Genomic DNA, 15,060 nt, shown 5'->3' with positions numbered 1-15,060 from the left:
CGGTCGACCCCCACCGGTCACCGGGAGGAGGAGCCGTCGCCCGCGTGAGGCGCCCGGACCGCCGGGGGAGCCTACGGTCTCGGGCGGGGGAGCGGTGCACCACCGTACGGCGGGCGTGCCAGGGCCGCGTCCGGCCGACACCGATCGGCACCGAGGCGGTCAGGACGTTCCCGGCGTGTCGTCATGGACCAGAACGTCGACAGCACCACCTCCGTCGAGGACTACGCCGGCGCCCTCCTCGACGAGATCGAGCAGCCTCGCCACCACCGCCGGCGCTTCACCGTGGGTTACTGACCACCCACACCCACACCCACACCCACACCCACACCCGCCCCGGCACCGCCGGTGAGGCGCCGATGGCAACCTGGCGGCGACCGGCACGCCGCCTACCGTGCACGAGCTACGGGCCACCAACTCCGGTGTGAGCGAGGCCTACCGGTAGTCCAACTCGGCCAGTCGGCGCGCCAGCTTGTCGCGGACGGCCGGGATCCGCCCCAGGTACGGGAGCACCGTGTTGCGGGCGGCTCGTAGAATCGGGTTCCGCGTGGTGGCGATCTTGGTCATCCGGTCGGTGAACGCGACGACCTCGGCCGCGATCGGCCGTCGGCGGCCCTCGTACTCTTCGACGCGCGCCGCCGCTATGGCGCGCCCGAGGGCGACACCGTCCTGGATGCCGGTGTTCATGCCCTGCCCGCCGGCCGGGCTGTGCACATGCGCGGCGTCCCCGGCGAGCAGCAGCCGACCCGCGCGGTAGGAGTCCGCCACCCGGTGGTGGATGCGGAATCGCGAGGACCAGGTCACCCGGTGTGCCCGTGCCTGATCCGGCAGGCGTTCGTCGAGCAGCCGCTGCAAGAACCTCAGTTCGGGCTCCGCCGGGGCCTCGGCACAGGTGGCGACGACACGGTAGTGGCCGCCGGGCAGCGGCGCGACGACGGTCAGACCTGCCGTGCCGAAGGTCAGCGAGACCTCCTTCGGCCCCGGTGCCCAGTCCATCTCGACGTCTGCCAGTACGAAGGACTCCTCGTACGCACTGCCGCTGAAGCCGATGCCGGCCGCCTCGCGCACCGAACTGTGCATGCCGTCGGCACCGACCGCGTAGTCGGCGCGCAGAGTCTGCCCGCCGGCCAAGGTGAGGGTCACACCGTCCGCGTCCTGCGCGAGAGACTCGACCTCGTAAGGCCGGTGCACATCACGGCCGAGCTGGCGAAGGCGGGCGAGCAGCAGAGCCTCGGTCTTGTACTGCTCGAGCATCAAGGTGTACGGGTAGGCGGTCGGCAGCGCGCCGAAGGGGACGGTGAGCAGTTTCCTGGCTCCGTCGCGGACCGCGAACTCCTCGACCTTCAGGCCCTCTTCGACCAGCGGGGAGGCCGCACCCAACTCGTCGAGCACCTCGAGGGTGCGGGCGTGGACGACAGCGGCACGGGAGGTGTTGGCGCCCTCGGCGAGCCGGTCCAGCAGCACGAAGTCGACGCCCTCGGTAGCGAGGGTGAGCGCGAGGGCCAGGCCCGTGGGACCGGCGCCGACGATGGCCACCCCGGTTCGGGCGGGGAGAGCAGCGGGCTGTGCGGTGGCGTTCACGGCTTTGCCTCCGATTTTTCTTGCCAACAGCCGTTGGCAAACAACTGTTGGCATTGAGAATGAACCTGCGCCGATGGCATGTCAACACCTGTTGGCCTACAGTTGTTGGCATGACTGGGAACAGGGAGACAGCACCCGAGAACGAGGGTGCGGCGCGCCGCTCGAGCCGCACCCGGGCGGCGATCCTGGACGCGGCCAGGCGGCGCTTCGCGGAGCAGGGCTACGACCGCACCACCATCCGCGCCGTCGCCGCGGACGCGAACATCGACCCGTCGATGGTCATGCGCTACTACGGCAACAAGGAACGCCTCTTCGAGGCCGCGCTCGCCGTCGACCTGCACCTGCCCGATTTCACGGCCGTGCCGCGCGAACAGCTTGCGCGCACGCTGGTCGTGACCTTCCTCGACCGTTGGGAACGGGCCCCGGCGGGCGACACGCTGCTGCTGCTGCTCCGGTCCGCCGTGACGGCCGACCATGCGGCCGCCCGCATGCGGGAAGTCTTCGCCAGCCAGGTGGGCCCGGCGCTCGTCCCAGTCATCGGCCCGCAAGGAGCGCCGGCCCGGGCGGCACTGGTGGCCTCACAGCTCCTCGGCCTGGCCCTGGGCCGCTACATCCTGCGCATCCCCTCCCTGACACACCCGTCTCCGGAGGAGATCGCGGACCTGCTCGCTCCGGCCGTCGCGGCAACGCTCGACTGACACCGCGACGGCCGTTCCTGACCGTGCGGAGCCGCTGCGGCTGGCCTGGGGCGCTACCCCCTGGTTGGGCGAGGCGCGCCTTCTCGGTGCGGTGCGGCGCGATGGCGCGACCACGGTGCGGGATGCGAGGTCGTCAACACGGCCGACGGTAGGGCACGTTGCTCAGGTAGCGCCGCCACTGCTCGTGGGTCAAGGGTCGGCCCGCGTAGCTGCACGCGTGGGCGACGGCCCCGCCGAAATCGGCCGACAGGGTATGGGTGGTCCCGTCGAAGACACCGGTGACCACCTGTTTGCCGTCCGGAGTGAACCTGACCCCCAGCACCGCCGTGGTGAATCCCGTGAGCACGGCCTCTCGCCGCGGCCGTCCGTGTGCCGGCACTCGCCAGATCCGGGCGGTGCGGTCGTCACTGCCCGCCGTCAGCAGGCGGCCGTCGGGGCTGAAACCCACACTGCCGACCACGTCGGTGGGCCCGTCCAGCGCGGCGAGCAGCACCGGTTGGCGCGTCCCCGCGACACGCCACAGTTTCACTGGCCGGTCCCCGCCGCCGGACGTGGCGAGGACGCCGGTGCGCGGGTTGAAGGCAACGGAGAGAGCGGTCGTGCTGTGCGCCCGCCAGTCCGCACGCTCGACGGGGTGGTCCGGAGAGGTGGTGTCCCAAAGGATGACGCGTTCGTCGCCGCCCCCCGCGCTCGCCAGCAGCCGTCCGTCCGCACTGAAGGCCACGGACCGAACTTCGTCCCGATGACCGCGCAGACTGACGCCGCGGACGGGCTTGCTGACAGACCGGGTGTTCCACAGCACCACGTTCCCCTCGCTGCCGGCGCTGACGAGGGTCTGCCCCGAAGGGCTGAAGGCGAGCGCGCGTACGGTCTTCATGTGTGTCCGCAAGGTGGCGGTCCGGTGCGGCCGGTGCGGGTCGCTGATGTCCCACAGGATCAACGATCCGTCGGCTCCCGCGCTGGCCAGTACGGGGCGATGCGGGTGCATGGCGACCGCGTAGACGGCGTCCCTGTGGCCGGTGAGCACGGCTGTGCCGTTGGCGCGCCGTGCGGTGTGCAGGTCCCACAGGCGCACGACGCGGTCCCGTCCTGCCGTCGCCAGGATGCCGCCGTCCGGGCTGACGTCCATGGCGTACATCTCGGCTCGGTGCGCGGTCCACGGGAACATCAGGGTGCTGAGAAGCGCGTCGCGGCTGTGCTGGTTGGGCTGCAGTCGATGGGCGGCCAGGGCGATCTGGATGGCGAGGCCGGGTGACCGGCGCGTCAGCGCGGTTGCCGCCGTGCTCGCATTGTGGGCAACGGCTTCGTCGCGCTGCGCCGTAACCTTGCGGCCGGCGTGTATGGCGAGGACGGAGGTGGCCAGGGAGATGGCGAGCAGCACCGCCGACGCGGCGATCAGCAGGCGCCGTAAGCGTTTGCGTCGGGTCGCGGCGGTCCGGTCCGCGCGCTCCGCCGCCAGGCTCGCCTCGAGGAATTCCCCCTCGCGCGGGGTGAGGCCCGCGTCCTCGGCCTGGGCCAGAGGACGAACCGCCTCCAGGCGGGTCCCTCGTAGCAGGGCGCCCGGATCCTGTTCCAGGTGCGCCCAGGTAGCGGCCGTTTCCGTCAACTGCCGACGGGTGTGGAGGAGTTCGCGGTTCTCGGTGAGCCAGTCGCCGAGTCTCGGCCACCACCGGATGAGGGCTTCGTGGGTCAGATCCACGTGCTGGCCGTCCACGGTGATCAGCCGTTCGGTGGCGGCCCGTTCGACGACCGTCACCGTGTCCGGGTCGGGGGGCAACTCGAATCGGGCGACGCGGCGCTTGCTGTACTCGATGCCCTCCCCTGGGGCGACGAGCCGAAGGAAGAGGTGCCTGGCTGCTTCCTTCTGGGGCAGGCTGAGCGCCTCGTAGAAGCGTTCGGCGGTATGCGCCAGGGCATGCTCGATGAATCCCGCACTCCGGCAGGCCTCCATCGTCAGCAGCGTGCCCCGGCGGTGCCTCCATGTCTCCCGGAGTGCATGGGAGAGCAGTGGGAGCATCCCGGCGTTGCCCTTGGCCTGAGCGATCAGGTAGGCCAGCAGCCGCCCTTCGGCTCGGCACCCGACCGCCTCCGCGGGACGGCAGATGGCTCGGTGGAGTTCCTCGGAGTCCATCGGGCCCAGCGTCACCATCGCCGCGTCCAGGGCCCTGGCGAGGGCGACATGGGCGATGCAGGAGGCGTAGAAGTCCGCCCGGACTCCCAGCACGATGCGGCACACACTGCTCTCGGCGCGGGCGGCCAGGAGGAGGGCTTCGATGAAGTGGTCACGTTCCTCACGGCGGGAGCAGAGCGTGAAGAGTTCCTCGAACTGGTCGACGATGAGGATCACTTCGTCCCGTCCGGGATCCTCGGCGACGATCTGACGGAGCAGGGGGTGCAGGTTCCTCGGGTCTGCTTGCAGCTCTTTGAGCAGCCGCCCCGGCGTGTTGGCACCATGACCCGACAGACGCACGGCCAGTTCCTCCAGGGGCCGGACACCTGGGGTGAGCGTGACGACGGCCTGGCCCCCGGCTCGCAGATACGGTGACAATCCGGCGTCCAGCACAGAGGACTTACCCGCCCCCGAGGCACCGAACAGGGCGATGAACCGTTGCTCCGTGAGCCGCCGCCGCAACTGCTCCACCACTCGTTCGCGGCCGAAAAAGATCCGGCTGTGCCGAGAACCGAAGGAGGCCAGCCCCGGATAAGGCGAGTCGTCCTGATCCGGTGGGGGAGCGGCGTCGTCCGCCGGATCCCCGGCGAGAGCGACGGCGGCGGCCGTGGTGTGCCAGAGGGCTTCCCACCGCTCCACGTCGCCACCGCAAGCGCCGACATACCCCCGCGTCACCTCCAGGGACGGCAGCCGCCGGCCCGCCGCAGCGCTCGACAGCGTCGCCACCGAGTAGTGCGCCCGTCTCGCGAGATCGCGGTAGGAGGGCCCGCCCGCTGCCCGGCGAAGTTCCCTGAGCTCCGCGGCGAACTGCACCACCGGGCCGTCGTCCAAAGGAAGCGGTGACTCTTTACGTGGCATGTCTCCCCCGATCCGAGCTGTTCCCCCACAAGTGTCGTGGCCTGCGGAGATCACCGGCAGCGGGGAGACGACTTTCGGCCCGGCCCTCTCGGTCCGGCTCGGCATGAGCCGGCTCCTCGGTCCGGCGGAAGACGCCTCGTGCGGGCAGCTGTCGCCGTCCTGACGGCCCGTCCGGCCGGCCGGTGTCGCGATGTTCCACATGTGATTGTTCACCGCACCGCACCGCACCGCACGCACCGCACCGCTCCGGACACCGGGCAAGGGGCTCGGGCTGTTCGTGAGACGGAGGCCCGGCGAACGGTCGCAGTCAGGCGGAACCCGTGCAGGAGGCTCCGGAAGGCGCACGATCTCGGCCGGAAACCCCCGGTCACCCGGACCGAAGGTTCGGGTGCCGGCCCCGACGGGTCTCTGACTACTTGCCGCGGCCGCGGCCGCGGCGCTGCTCTGTGCCGCTGTTGGGTCGGCGAGCCGGGCTGGGGCCGGGCGCCGCGAGTGCGCCGGCCGGCCCCAGGGGAGCGGTGGTAGAACGGCTACGTGCCGCCGCGGCGCTGGGCCGGGCAGGCAGAGCCGAGCCCGGCTCGCTGACGGCGCGGTGCGCGGCCGTGTGCACGACTTGGCGCTGCTGGTGCTCCTGTGCCCGCTGGTCGGGCGTGAGCGTCGCGCGCCGGGCGAGCTCCCCAAGCAGTCGCTCGGCAGCTGCCTCATGCCGCGCGGCGGTCTGTGCGGTGCCTGAGGACAGGGCCGCATGGCGGTCGACGAGGGTGTGTGCGAGGAGCTGCACGACGTCGGTGTCGGTGTGGGCGAGCAACGTCGGGTCGGGCTCGGCCGGAGCGGTGCCGCGCAGTTGAGCAGCACGGGCTGAGGCCTCCCGCCACGGTGTGGTGGGAGGGGGGAGAAGCGGGGCGGCTGCCTGGGCGATGTACTCCAGCTCCGGTATCGCGAAGTCGGGCGCAATCAGAGTCGCGGCCGCGTGCCGGGCGGCGAACTGGGCAGCTTCGGCGGGCGACTGAACGCGGGCGTGTTCGCTCCTGATCGCGGCGACGAGGGTCAGCTGGTCCTCCGGCGTTCCCTGGCCGGAGGCGATGGGCTGGGAGTGAACGGTAAAGCCGTTGCGGCGCAGCACGGCCGCGTAGTCCCCCAGCCCTTCCGCCTCGAAGGCCGTCGCGCCGCGGACCACTCCGGCGAGAGCGGCGTCATGAATCACGGGGTCGACCCTGCGGCCGTGTCCGCGCTCCTGGAGTTCCTCCAAGTAGCGGGACATGATGCCCAGCCGGCTGATCGGGCCGGGTACGGCGACGAAGGCCGTCTCGATCCGGTACGGGGCGACACCGGGCGGCAGTTGCGCGGACCGGATGCGGCGGCAGATGTCCTCGTACTCGGCCGGGGTGACCACGGCGGATTCCAGCAGGATGTGGAAGCCGCGCTCCAGCGCGTACTGCTGGGCCTGCTCCCACCACGCGTCTCCGTCCGGCCGGACCAGGGCGTCGGCCTCCTGCGGCCGTTGGGCCTGCCAGCGTGCGTAGTCGGGGTGGTGCGGGTTGTAGAAGTCCATGTTGATCCAGGCCGCCTGCCCGTTGCGCTCCAGGGTGTCCTTCACCATGCGGGTGACGGCCGTCTTTCCCGCCCCGGTCTGACCGGCCACGATCACCACGACCGGCGCCTGCTGCGGGGTGCAGCCGTCCAGGTAGACGGGTGCGATCTGCTCGCGGAAGATGCGCCGGTTCTCCTCCGGCGGCAGCTGACCCTCGGTGGTCGGACTCACGCGGTCTCGTCGGCCAGGTAGCGGCGCACCGTCCGGGACAGAGCGTGAGCGCGCTCCAGGGCGTCGGTGTCGTCCGGGCGCAGCTGGAGCTGGGCCCGGCCCAGGTCCTGCTGGTAGCGGGTGAGCTGCTCGACGTGCGCGCCGTCGGCCTCGCGCAGGGCGGCGGAGACCTCTGCCACGGCCGACCGAAGGTCGGCGAGGGCTGCCTCGTAGGCCTGGTCCCCGTACAGTCCGCCGGGGACCGGATCGACGTGAGCGAGGATGGGGTCGGTGGGGGAGTCGTCGGGGGAGTCGTCGTTCATACGTGCGTCGTTCCTTCCATGTCGTTCAGCGACGTCAGGTGGGCGGTGTCGCCCCAAACGGCCAGACGCAGCTGATGGCCGTCGCCGTTCCAGTGCGACACCGAAGCGTTCGGGACCGGCGGCAGTTCCGCGGGCGCGACGGCGCCGATCCCGGCGAGGACGTGGCGCAGGGCGATGACCACTCCGTCGTGCGCTACGACCAGGACCCGCCGCCCAGGCGCGGCCCGCCCCAGGTCGGAGACGAACTGGCCCACGCGTACGGCGACGTCGGCGAAAGCCTCCCCGCCCGGCGGCCGGTAGCACCACTCACCGACCAGGTCCCGGCGGTCCGCCTCCTGCGGGGACCGGGCCCGCAGCGCCGCCGGGGGGTGCAGCTCGAAGACGCCCATCTCCCGGTCCCGCAACCGCTCGTCGACGAGCATGTCCAGCTGCGGCCCACCGAGATCGGCAGCACGGGCCGCCATCCCCTCCCACGTCTGCATCGCGCGCACATAAGGGGAGCAGACCACCAGGTCCGGTCCGGCCTCCGGTGCCTGCCCGGCCAGCCAGTCGCCCAGCGCGACCGCCTGCACGGCGCCCAGGTCGGACAGCGGAACGTCCCGGTCCCGGCCGGGCACCGGCACGGTGGTGCCGGAATCCTCCGCCGCGGCGAAGGCGACGTTGGCCGTGCTCTGCCCGTGCCGCACGGCCCACAGTCCGCCCAGCGCGCAGGGCGGCACCAGGGCAGCCGGCGGCATCCCATCGGGCAGTGTCCGTACGGTCATGACGTCCCCTCACCGGACTCTCGGGCTTCGGCACGGAGCAGAACGGCGAGAGCCCGGACCTCCTCAGCCTGCTGCGCGGCTTCAGCGCGTCCTTCTTCCGCGGCGATGCAGTCGAGCAGCGCAGCCTTGCGCTCGGTCAAGCGGGCGCGGGCCAGTGGATCCGGAGGCGTACACATGTCGCCGTACGGGTGATTGAGGCCATCGAGTACCTGCGCCATCTCCTCCGCCGTGTTCAGGACCGGCAGATGGCCGGTGACGGAGTGGTCCGTCTCCCGGTGGGACGGGATGTGCTCGCGCACCCACGCGTCGAGTCTCTGACCGGCCCTGGCGGGCGCGTACGCGGCCTCCTGCAGAAGCGGACCGCGTGCAGGGGCGCCCGGCGGAGCGGGGTAGTAAGGCTGCTGGAGGGCGAGTTGCCACTCCGCGACGGTCTCCTTGTACCGCTCGTGCGCGGACAGCCTCTTCACGTCGAGCCGTTCGCCGATGACCTCCCGGTTGGTGTGCTTCTGCCGTTCGTACACCACGGCCTGGGCCGGCACCTCCTGGGCGTGATGCACCAGGCCGAGCGCAGTACCCACCACCTCTCCGGGCCGGGCCCACACGTCATGCGTCGTGGGGACACCCGCCAAGGCCCTGTCGGCGAGCTCGCGCTGCTCCGCCGACAGGGCGAGGCGGGCCAGCGCGGTGCGGCCGTATGCGCAGCGGTCAGCGTCGGGATCGGGCGTGTCCGTCATGCCGTCAGGCTAGGCCTGACGCAGGACGTGTCAGGCCTAGCCTGACAAGATTCAGCCCTCTTGCGCGCTCCGCGCGCCGCCCTGGACAACCGCCGCGCCCGCCAGGACCCGCATCTCGCCGCCCCGCTGCACGCCCGCCTCGCCGTCGGCCAGCCCCGCACAGCCGAGCGCACTGCGGCCGCCCGCTGTCTGCTGGCCACCGGGCGCGCCTACGACCGCATCGACCCGTCCGCCCCGGCACTGGCGTGGCCGGCGTTCCTCACCCCGGCTGAGCTGTCCGGGCTGGCCGCCCTCACCCACCAGGCACTGGGCCGCTACGACCGCGCCGAGGCCGCCACCGTCCAGACCCTCCGCCCTGATCCCCACAGCGATACGCCGCAACCACCCGTACGGCACCGTGCAACTGGCCGAACTGCAGCCGGCCCGCAGCGAGCGCGAACAGGCCGAGGCGACCGCCGCCGGCCTCGACGCCTTGCTGCTCGACAGCCGCCGCATCACCGGCCAGCTGGCCACCGTCCGCCGCACCCTCACCGCCCAGGAGTCCCGCCCGTGACCGCGCTCGACCTCTCGACCTACAGCACTACGGCCCTCACCAGGCTGCCCAGGTCCGCCCACTGCTGCTGGAGCCGCCGCCTCGGCTGAACCTGAGTGGTCGGCCACGACCGCGACCAAGCCGTCGGCTACGCCTATGGCGCCCCGCTCGCGCCCGGCTTCTCCTGGTGGGGCAGGCTGCTCATTCCCGCGCTTCCCCGACGCGCCCCTGTTCCACGCCCTGCTACTCGACCTCTCTAGCGCTGACCACAGCCCACCGCGGCCGAGGCTGTCGCAGCATGCAGGAGACGACGTTCCCCTCAGCCAGCTTGCGCTTGTCATAGAGACCGGGAAGCTGGAACCTTCGGTGTGCAGCACCGGGTCCACCCATGCGCAGGTGGACCCGGCATGCCGCGTGATTACTCCCAGCCCGCCTCGACCTTCTGGACAGCGCCCCAGCAGTTACCCGTAAGGGTCGCTGTCGAGCCGTTCTGTACGACCGCCGTGTCGCGCACGTCCGGGTCCCAGAAGTCGACGCAGGTCACCAGGATCCAGGCAGTGCGGTCGTAGCCGAAGTTGTTGTAGCAACTGGCCTTGCCCCAGGCACCGTCGATCCATGTCTGGCAGTAGGCCTGCGTCCCGGTACCACCCTGCTCCGTCGCCTGGGCGGGTGACACAGACAGCGCGCCGATCATCAGGGCCGAGGCGCCGAGGGCGCTTGCGATTCTCGTTCGGGTTCGCATCGTCTCCCCATTTCGTTGTCTCTGCGGCTGTTGTTGCGGACTGATGTCCACCCCTTTCCTAGCTGGTACGCGTTGTTCGGGATCGGGCTCGGGTATTGAACAAACGGATGCCGAACAACTGAACCGAACGCGGGGGAAGGCGGATGTGGTGCCACGGGGGAACGTCCGCCGGAAGCGGGAGACGGTCTACTGCTGTGCCGGCGGCGGGGCTGCGGAGCCTGCGGCACAGGGTTGGCAACGGGACATACCGGCAGTTGGCCGAGCCGACCTTCGGCGCAGCGCGGGACGATCCCGATGCACCCGTCGCTGCCTCCGCGCTCTGGTCCCCACGGCTCCTGAACCCGGACCCGACTCCGAGGCCACTCCGGCTGTTCTCCTTGGCCACGCGGACACCGCTGGCGGCGGGGCACAGCCGGCGCTCGGGGCAGCAGCAGCTCGAGATGACCTACCGCACCGTCAAGCAGCTCGCCGACGCCGCAATGCCGGAAGGGCTGTTCACCGGTCAGCGGCAGAACGGCCCTCCGTCTTCGACGACTACAAGCCCTACCTTGACGACCGCTGGAACGAGGCCTGCACCAACGCCTGGAAGCTAGGGGAGGGGATCGTGCCACTCGGGTACAAGGGCAGCCGCCAGCGCGTCCGCGCCTACCTGCACGACAAGCGCACCGCACCGCACCCGGTGACCGCCCGGCCGCCCTCGCCCAGGACCGTCGCCGGATGGATCCTCCGCCGTCCGGGACCCTCACCGAGACCGAACAACTCCAGATCAAGGCCGTCCGGGCGCACTGCTCAGAACTCGACGCCCTCACCGCGCACGTCCGCTCCTTCGCGACCATGCTCACTGAGCGCTAGGGCGAGCGCCTGCCTGACTGGCTCGACGCCGTCCGGGGACGACCTGCCAAGCCTCCACACCCTCGCCGCAGGCATCGACCGCGACCGCGACGCCGTCATCGCCGGCCTGACTCTGCCCTGGATTTCAGGCGTCGTCGAAGGACACGTCAACCGGATCAAAATATTCAAGCGCCACATGTTCGGCCGCACAGGCTTCGCTCTCGTGCGGAAGCGCGTCCTCATGTCCTGGTCACCGACAACGGGAGGAACTCGATGGCAGCGGCGACGGCGGATGTGCAAGCCTTCCCCTCCCAGATGCCGACGGAGAAGACCTTGATGACCAGCGATGACGCCCTGGATCAGTTCAGACACATCGCGCGCGAGAGGGCATTTGGCAGGCATGTCGGGTCAGACAGACTCATTCAGGCAGGTCTCGACGCGCTGACAGCCGGGGTCGAGAGCCCGTCCCTGGCCATGCTGGCGGGACTCCTTCGGAGCGAAGAGCCTGAAGCGCCAGAGCTCTTCGACCAGGTACTGGACGAACTGGGACTGCTCTTCCACCCGCCCGCGGACCCCCGAGCCGCAAAGTGGGCGATGGCCTACTGGATCGCTGGTCAGATTGCCGACGGGTCCCTGGATCCCGCCGCCGGCACTCACCTCATCTGGGCGGACATCGCCTATGACCTCGGCTACCCCGAAGAGCTAGAACCCCTTGTGCACTGCGCGCACAACCTGGACGGCTGGGAGGAGAGCTGGGGAGTCTCCGTCGAGGAACTCAACGGAGAAGCGGTTGAGGCGGCGAAGCAGTTTCTCAGAGGTCATCTCAACTGGTTTGACCACTAGGCTGGCGGCTCTGATAGCGATGGCGGAGCGTCTGGTGCCGGATGGGTTGTGGGAGTTGTTCCAGCGGGTGGTTCCGGCTGCTCCGGTACGACCCCAGGGTGGTGGCCGGCGCAGGTATGGGGACCGGCAGGTGCTGGCGGCGATCGTGTTCGTGGCCACGACGGGCTGCACGTGGCGGCAACTACCGCCGGGTTTTGGTCCTTCCGGTCCGACTGCGCACCGGCGGTTCACCGAGTGGAGCCGGGCCCGGGTGTGGGGCAAGCTCCATCGCCTGGTTCTGGACGAACTCGGCGCCCGCGGAGCCTTGGACTGGTCGCGGTGCGCGATCGACTCGGTCGACATGCGGGCAGCGAAAGGGGGGACCTCGCGGGTCCGAATCCCGTAGATCGTGGCAAGAAGGGATCAAAAATCATTTGATCACTGCGCGGACCGGTCTGCCCTTGTCTATCGGCATCTCCGCCGCGAATACCCACGACAGTCAGGGTCTGGAGCCTTTAGTGCGGGGTATCCCGCCGATCCGGTCCCGGTGCGGGCCCCGTCGGCGACGCCCCGCCACGCTCCACGGGACAAGGGCTACGACTACGACCATCTGCGCCGGTGGCTCCGCTCCCGGAACATCACTCCGCGCATCGCCCGCAGAGGCATCGACTCCTCCCAGCGGCTGGGCCGCAATCGTTGGACCGTGGAGCGCACGGTGGCGTGGTTCGCCGGATGCCGCCGGCTGCACCGCCGTTACGAGCGCAAGGCGGAACACTTCCTGGCCTTCGCCGGGATCGCCGCCGCCCTGATCTGCTATCGCCGTCTTGCCAGGTAGACGGTCCACCAGTTCTCCGTATCCCGTTGCAGCGGACAGTTCTACGGGCAAGCATGGCCGTCATGGACCGACCGAGGCAGATCATCGAGTGCGGAGACTTCGTCCTGCGGTGCTGGCGGGGGCAGAGTGACTTCGCTCCGGCATTCAAGTTGATCGAGGAGTCTCTGGACCACTTGCGCCCCTGGGAGTCGTGGGTCGCCCGTCACAGTGCGAAGAGCACCCGCGAGTTCCTCGCGACGTCCGAGTCGAAGTGGGCAAGCGGTGACGTGTACAACTACGCCATCGCCAAGGACGGCAGTCTCATTGGCATGTGCCAGACCTACCGTGGGGCCGAGCCTCAGGGCCGGCGCATGGGGTATTGGCTGCACCCTGCCGCCACTGGACAGGGCATCGCCACCAGAGCAACGGCGGCCATGGTCACCGAGATGTTCACCTTGCCGGATGTGGAGTACCTGGAAATCACGCACGACCTGTCCAACGCCTCCAGTGCCGCGATTCCACGCCGGTTGGGCTTCACCGAGGTCCTGCGTGAACGGGGAACGCCGCCCGCAGTTCCCTCGGGCAGCGGGATCGCCGTGGTTTGGCGGCTGAACCGTCCTACGCCGCCCATCAACGGAACTCCCTGCCCCTGAACATCCGAACGCACCGAGCTCGCTTCCTGTCCCTGCGGCAACAAACGAGACGACCTCTCAACAAGGGACCGGGAGCCGAGGCGCGGGACTGACCAGCGGTTCGTTCTCGCCACCGGGATTGGCCACCCGTGAGCTGAGCCGTCACTCAGCGTGGCCTCACCACAGCGGTTGTGCCAGAGCCGCTACCCGTGAACAAAGCCAGTCAGCGGGAGGTGTGTACCTTCCGCCAGTCGTCCCCCTCCCCGGCAGCGAACCGCGGCCGCGCCCACGCCCGCGGCGATCGAGGCGCAGGCCGCCTGAGGCAACCATGCAGCTGTAACTGGCCTTCTTCGGGGGACGACCCCGGTCCGACGATCCCGTCCTCTTCTGATGTGTCTTCCTGCTGCCACCGGGAAGGTGAGGATTGACGCCCCGTCCCCTCCCGCCCGAGGAGGGGCCGAGGCGGGCTTCAGGCCGGGAGGGACATCAGGGCGATCGGGGCCGATGTCGGACGGTCGGAGCCTCCGGCCGGTTCGACGGTCATGCCCAGAGCAGAAGCTTTCTCCACCGGGCCGTGCAGAAGCACGGTCTGGCTGGTGCGGTCCGAGTCCATCAGGCCGACGGAGCGCATGGTGCCGTGATCGTCCAGCCACAACTGGTACACCTTGCCACTCGGTGGCGGACTCATCCTTGCGGAGACGAAGACGCCCTGGTTGAGGCTGCGGGAGGTGACGACGGTGGCACTGGCGCCGCCGGCGAGGCGGGCTGTCGTGGTGTGCGCGTCGGGAGCGGCCAGCACGGAAGTGATGGCCTCGGCGTGCGCCTGCGCGCGGTGAGCCTGGGTGCGCGCCTGGTCTGCCTGTTCCTGCTGCCAGGCAGCGAGGCCGCCGAAGGCCGCTGCCGCGGCGATACACGCGGTCAATGCCCACGGGGAGGCGCGCCGGGCACGCAGCGCCGCCGTCCACCGCGGCCGCGCCGGCTCCACCGTCCGCGGCGATTCCTGCCGCACCCCGGCGATACGGCGCAGCACCTGCTCACGCGAATCAGGACGAGGGGCATCGGACTCCGCCAGTCCCAGGCGTGCCGCCGTGGCGGAGAATTCGGCGACCTCCTGCGCGCACGGTGGGCAGTTCTCCATGTGGCGGCGGAAGGCGGCACGCTCGTCCTCACCGAGCGCGTGCAGCGCGTACGCACCGGTCAAGGCGTGCAGATTCTCGATTGTCCTCACGCGGTCACCCCCAGGCAGTCACGCAGCCGGATCAGTCCGTCCCGCAGACGGGTCTTGACCGTCCCCAAGGGCAGCGCCAGGGCCTCGGCCACCTGCCGGTAGGTCAGCCCGCGGTAGTAGGCCAAGGTCACGGCTTGGCGCTGCAGGTCCGTCAGGGTGCGCAGACAGCGGCGCACCTGCTCGCGCTCAAGCCGGGTGTAGACCTGCTCGGTGACCTCGTCGTACTCCGGCAGTCGGTCCAGCAGCGCGGCCTTGTTCTCGCGTGCCGCCGACGCCTCGACGGACCGGACGCGGTCCACCGCCCGCCGGTGGGCCAGCGTGAGGATCCAGTTGACCGCGCTGCCCCGGTCCGGGCGATAACGCGCAGCCGTGCGCCACACCTCCACCAGCACCTCTTGCATGACCTCCTCCGACTGTGCCCGGTCCCGCACCACGCTGCGCACGACGCCCAGCACGGAAGGGGCCACCGTGTCGTACACGGTGGCGAAGGCCTCCTGGTCACCGAGGGCAACGCTGTTGATCAGCTGTTGCAGGTCCGGCTCGATGGCAGGATTTGCACCGATATAGACCGGTTCTTTCACGAGGTTCCTTCC

At 70.3% G+C, this 15,060-nt stretch carries 17 protein-coding genes and 1 pseudogene; 8 read left to right on the top strand and 10 right to left on the bottom strand.

Going from position 1 to position 15,060, the window contains the following annotated elements; all coding sequences use genetic code 11:
• Positions 1 to 432 precede the first annotated feature (432 nt).
• Entirely contained in the window at positions 433 to 1,578 is a 1,146-nt protein-coding gene (locus ACIBCJ_RS35045; RefSeq protein ID WP_365981042.1) for an FAD-dependent monooxygenase, read from the bottom strand.
• A gap of 110 nt (positions 1,579 to 1,688) precedes the next feature.
• On the opposite strand from ACIBCJ_RS35045, the gene ACIBCJ_RS35040 reads away from it, so the two are divergent.
• Entirely contained in the window at positions 1,689 to 2,276 is a 588-nt protein-coding gene (locus ACIBCJ_RS35040; protein WP_365981041.1) for a TetR family transcriptional regulator, read from the top strand.
• Between the two features lie 133 nt (positions 2,277 to 2,409).
• Here ACIBCJ_RS35040 and ACIBCJ_RS35035 read toward each other — a convergent pair whose 3' ends face one another.
• The 6 genes from ACIBCJ_RS35035 to ACIBCJ_RS35010 all read right to left on the bottom strand — a co-directional run bounded on the left by ACIBCJ_RS35035 (position 2,410) and on the right by ACIBCJ_RS35010 (position 9,232).
• Positions 2,410 to 5,409, bottom strand: coding sequence for a helix-turn-helix domain-containing protein (locus ACIBCJ_RS35035; protein WP_365981040.1), 3,000 nt, complete (start codon positions 5,407 to 5,409; stop codon positions 2,410 to 2,412).
• 307 nt (positions 5,410 to 5,716) lie between these two features.
• Positions 5,717 to 7,066, bottom strand: coding sequence for a zeta toxin family protein (locus tag ACIBCJ_RS35030; protein WP_365981039.1), 1,350 nt, complete (start codon positions 7,064 to 7,066; stop codon positions 5,717 to 5,719).
• Positions 7,063 to 7,368, bottom strand: a complete 306-nt coding sequence (locus tag ACIBCJ_RS35025; protein ID WP_365981038.1) for a hypothetical protein — start codon at positions 7,366 to 7,368, stop codon at positions 7,063 to 7,065. The genes ACIBCJ_RS35030 and ACIBCJ_RS35025 overlap by 4 nt, the downstream gene beginning before the upstream one ends.
• On the bottom strand, positions 7,365 to 8,105 hold the full coding sequence (locus ACIBCJ_RS35020) for a histidine phosphatase family protein (RefSeq protein WP_365981098.1): 741 nt from the start codon (positions 8,103 to 8,105) through the stop codon (positions 7,365 to 7,367). Before ACIBCJ_RS35020 ends, ACIBCJ_RS35025 begins: the two co-directional genes overlap by 4 nt.
• A gap of 23 nt (positions 8,106 to 8,128) precedes the next feature.
• A complete protein-coding gene (locus ACIBCJ_RS35015; protein WP_365981037.1) occupies positions 8,129 to 8,866 on the bottom strand; it encodes a hypothetical protein in 738 nt (245 codons plus the stop codon).
• Positions 8,867 to 8,917: 51 nt separating this feature from the next.
• Positions 8,918 to 9,232 (bottom strand): hypothetical protein, encoded by a 315-nt coding sequence (locus tag ACIBCJ_RS35010; RefSeq protein ID WP_365981036.1) that lies wholly within the window; start codon positions 9,230 to 9,232, stop codon positions 8,918 to 8,920.
• Between the two features lie 31 nt (positions 9,233 to 9,263).
• Here ACIBCJ_RS35010 and ACIBCJ_RS35005 point away from each other — a divergent pair, with 31 nt between their 5' ends.
• Complete coding sequence (locus ACIBCJ_RS35005; RefSeq protein WP_365981035.1) at positions 9,264 to 9,419, top strand: hypothetical protein; 156 nt, start codon at positions 9,264 to 9,266, stop codon at positions 9,417 to 9,419.
• 397 nt (positions 9,420 to 9,816) lie between these two features.
• Here ACIBCJ_RS35005 and ACIBCJ_RS35000 read toward each other — a convergent pair whose 3' ends face one another.
• Complete coding sequence (locus ACIBCJ_RS35000) at positions 9,817 to 10,140, bottom strand: hypothetical protein (protein WP_133889849.1); 324 nt, start codon at positions 10,138 to 10,140, stop codon at positions 9,817 to 9,819.
• A gap of 717 nt (positions 10,141 to 10,857) precedes the next feature.
• Between ACIBCJ_RS35000 and ACIBCJ_RS34995 the strand changes: the two genes are divergently transcribed.
• The 6 genes and pseudogenes from ACIBCJ_RS34995 (at position 10,858) to ACIBCJ_RS34970 (ending at position 13,260) form a co-directional block, all read left to right on the top strand.
• Positions 10,858 to 10,992, top strand: a complete 135-nt coding sequence (locus ACIBCJ_RS34995; protein ID WP_365981034.1) for a hypothetical protein — start codon at positions 10,858 to 10,860, stop codon at positions 10,990 to 10,992.
• Positions 10,993 to 11,244: 252 nt separating this feature from the next.
• Positions 11,245 to 11,814, top strand: a complete 570-nt coding sequence (locus ACIBCJ_RS34990; RefSeq protein WP_365981033.1) for a hypothetical protein — start codon at positions 11,245 to 11,247, stop codon at positions 11,812 to 11,814.
• A 19-nt stretch (positions 11,815 to 11,833) separates the two neighbouring features.
• Positions 11,834 to 12,199, top strand: coding sequence for a transposase (locus ACIBCJ_RS34985; protein WP_365981032.1), 366 nt, complete (start codon positions 11,834 to 11,836; stop codon positions 12,197 to 12,199).
• A gap of 7 nt (positions 12,200 to 12,206) precedes the next feature.
• Positions 12,207 to 12,272, top strand: a pseudogene (locus tag ACIBCJ_RS34980) (hypothetical protein); the annotation flags it as partial.
• A 68-nt stretch (positions 12,273 to 12,340) separates the two neighbouring features.
• Positions 12,341 to 12,628 carry a transposase gene (locus ACIBCJ_RS34975; RefSeq protein ID WP_365981031.1) on the top strand — a complete coding sequence of 96 codons (288 nt, stop codon included), beginning with the start codon at positions 12,341 to 12,343 and terminating at the stop codon, positions 12,626 to 12,628.
• Positions 12,629 to 12,681: 53 nt separating this feature from the next.
• Complete coding sequence (locus ACIBCJ_RS34970) at positions 12,682 to 13,260, top strand: GNAT family N-acetyltransferase (protein WP_365981030.1); 579 nt, start codon at positions 12,682 to 12,684, stop codon at positions 13,258 to 13,260.
• Between the two features lie 448 nt (positions 13,261 to 13,708).
• Here ACIBCJ_RS34970 and ACIBCJ_RS34965 read toward each other — a convergent pair whose 3' ends face one another.
• On the bottom strand, positions 13,709 to 14,467 hold the full coding sequence (locus ACIBCJ_RS34965) for an anti-sigma factor (protein WP_365981029.1): 759 nt from the start codon (positions 14,465 to 14,467) through the stop codon (positions 13,709 to 13,711).
• A complete protein-coding gene (locus tag ACIBCJ_RS34960; protein WP_365981028.1) occupies positions 14,464 to 15,048 on the bottom strand; it encodes a sigma-70 family RNA polymerase sigma factor in 585 nt (194 codons plus the stop codon). The genes ACIBCJ_RS34965 and ACIBCJ_RS34960 overlap by 4 nt, the downstream gene beginning before the upstream one ends.
• Positions 15,049 to 15,060 lie beyond the last annotated feature (12 nt).

The organism is Streptomyces sp. NPDC051136 (assembly GCF_044455745.1).
Taxonomy (GTDB): Bacteria; Actinomycetota; Actinomycetes; order Streptomycetales; family Streptomycetaceae; genus Streptomyces.
Note: the sequence above shows the minus strand (reverse complement) of the source record. Positions and strands in the feature narration are given on the sequence as shown.

What these genes read in the sequence shown, in the direction of transcription:
- ACIBCJ_RS35040 (WP_365981041.1), top strand. Translation starts at nt 1,689, where the DNA reads ATGACTGGGAACAGGGAGACAGCACCCGAGAACGAGGGTGCGGCGCGC.
- ACIBCJ_RS35035 (WP_365981040.1), bottom strand. Translation starts at nt 5,409, where the DNA reads ATGCCGAGCCGGACCGAGAGGGCCGGGCCGAAAGTCGTCTCCCCGCTG.
- ACIBCJ_RS35025 (WP_365981038.1), bottom strand. Translation starts at nt 7,368, where the DNA reads ATGAACGACGACTCCCCCGACGACTCCCCCACCGACCCCATCCTCGCT.
- ACIBCJ_RS35020 (WP_365981098.1), bottom strand. Translation starts at nt 8,105, where the DNA reads ATGCCGCCGGCTGCCCTGGTGCCGCCCTGCGCGCTGGGCGGACTGTGG.
- ACIBCJ_RS35015 (WP_365981037.1), bottom strand. Translation starts at nt 8,866, where the DNA reads ATGACGGACACGCCCGATCCCGACGCTGACCGCTGCGCATACGGCCGC.
- ACIBCJ_RS35000 (WP_133889849.1), bottom strand. Translation starts at nt 10,140, where the DNA reads ATGCGAACCCGAACGAGAATCGCAAGCGCCCTCGGCGCCTCGGCCCTG.
- ACIBCJ_RS34995 (WP_365981034.1), top strand. Translation starts at nt 10,858, where the DNA reads ATGGATCCTCCGCCGTCCGGGACCCTCACCGAGACCGAACAACTCCAG.
- ACIBCJ_RS34990 (WP_365981033.1), top strand. Translation starts at nt 11,245, where the DNA reads ATGGCAGCGGCGACGGCGGATGTGCAAGCCTTCCCCTCCCAGATGCCG.
- ACIBCJ_RS34985 (WP_365981032.1), top strand. Translation starts at nt 11,834, where the DNA reads ATGGCGGAGCGTCTGGTGCCGGATGGGTTGTGGGAGTTGTTCCAGCGG.
- ACIBCJ_RS34970 (WP_365981030.1), top strand. Translation starts at nt 12,682, where the DNA reads ATGGCCGTCATGGACCGACCGAGGCAGATCATCGAGTGCGGAGACTTC.